This is a genomic window from Ferrovum myxofaciens (assembly GCF_000735045.1).
Taxonomy (GTDB): domain Bacteria; phylum Pseudomonadota; class Gammaproteobacteria; order Burkholderiales; family Ferrovaceae; genus Ferrovum; species Ferrovum myxofaciens.
Genome location: NZ_JPOQ01000313.1, coordinates 1 through 1,155 on the forward strand (window position 1 = coordinate 1; position 1,155 = coordinate 1,155).

The 1,155-nt window shown below is 45.7% G+C and carries 2 protein-coding genes; one reads left to right on the forward strand and one right to left on the reverse strand.

Translation table 11 applies throughout. The annotated features are described in order from the left end of the window. Nucleotides 1-194: 194 nt before the first annotated feature. A complete protein-coding gene (locus IV91_RS0113770) occupies nucleotides 195-419 on the forward strand; it encodes a hypothetical protein (RefSeq protein WP_031599388.1) in 225 nt (74 codons plus the stop codon). 95 nt (nucleotides 420-514) lie between these two features. Here the strand turns inward: IV91_RS0113770 and IV91_RS0113775 are convergent, their stop codons facing one another. After that, complete coding sequence (locus IV91_RS0113775) at nucleotides 515-1,027, reverse strand: lipid-binding SYLF domain-containing protein (RefSeq protein ID WP_051862748.1); 513 nt, start codon at nucleotides 1,025-1,027, stop codon at nucleotides 515-517. Between the last annotated feature and the right edge of the window lie 128 nt (nucleotides 1,028-1,155).

Genomic DNA, 1,155 nt, shown 5'->3' on the forward strand with positions numbered 1-1,155 from the left:
GGTATGCATCAGATAAAACAGCGCGCCCAGAGCAAAGAGATACAAGAAAGAAAACCGGCTCAGGATGCTGGTTTTTTTAGAACGAGTTAATGGGAACCCACCCCGCGAAGGATTGTGCGTATGGGCAACTTTGGGGTTTGCGAAACGTTTATAGTTCACGGAGATCATTGTGGCCTCCCGGGTTCCTGCCATTGATGGATTCGCATGATACTGGTTCCGTTTCAGTGGTTCAGGCCTACCAAATCAAGGGACTTTCAAAACAAATTTACAGTGAGGCGCAAAAATGCGTCGGCAACGCCAAGCAGTCTGTTGAGGATTTCAACAAGAACCAGATGGTGGATGATTTCCTTGGTTTCGTTTCTGACTTAAACAATCAGTTTCTCCATATAGATCTCCACCAACTCAACTCATCATGCTGAAACTGGCCTTTACACCAGATTCGACTACAACTCTTTTTTATATTCCGAAGCGCCCCATTAGAATCCATGCTGTTGTACTCATGATTGAACCCAATTCAACGCTTGATGCGCGTGATCTTTGTGCCTTCCAAACTCAGACTTGCCATAAGGCCCTGCTGGTCAAAAATGAAGGCGTAAGCGTCATCTTTCAATGTGGTCGATGACAGATTCTTTGCAATACCTTTATCCATTACGACCACCGTCGGTCCTACTCCAATTTCCCACCCTTCCGACTTTTTAAGATATTGCACGGCTTTGTTGTTCATAAGAAATACGACATAACCATAAGACTCAGCGCCTGCCTGCCAACCAAAAGATGCAGAAACAGAATTATAGTAATCAGTGATCTTCGAACCTTCGTTCAAAACACCTTCGCCGTAACTTCCTCCAAACACAAGTCCGGCTTTGACGATTTTAGGAAATACCAGAATTGCCTTGGCTTTCTTTGAGATGCTCTCTGCCGTGGGATTATTCCTGTACAGGGTCTGTAGTACTTGGGCAGCCTCCTTGTTCAACTCATCTGTGGTTTCGGCACGAGCGTAACTACTGATCGAAACCAGAGATAACATGGCTATAGTGGACCCTGAAATCAAGACAGTAGTTTATGCTGTGCGCTGTCATAAGGGATGAGCGAAATGAGCGAAGCGAAGAAGAGGAAAGTTCACACCCCCGAGTTCAAGGCGAAGGTAGGCCTTGA

What these genes read in the sequence shown, in the direction of transcription:
- IV91_RS0113770 (WP_031599388.1), top strand. Translation starts at nt 195, where the DNA reads ATGGATTCGCATGATACTGGTTCCGTTTCAGTGGTTCAGGCCTACCAA.
- IV91_RS0113775 (WP_051862748.1), bottom strand. Translation starts at nt 1,027, where the DNA reads ATGTTATCTCTGGTTTCGATCAGTAGTTACGCTCGTGCCGAAACCACA.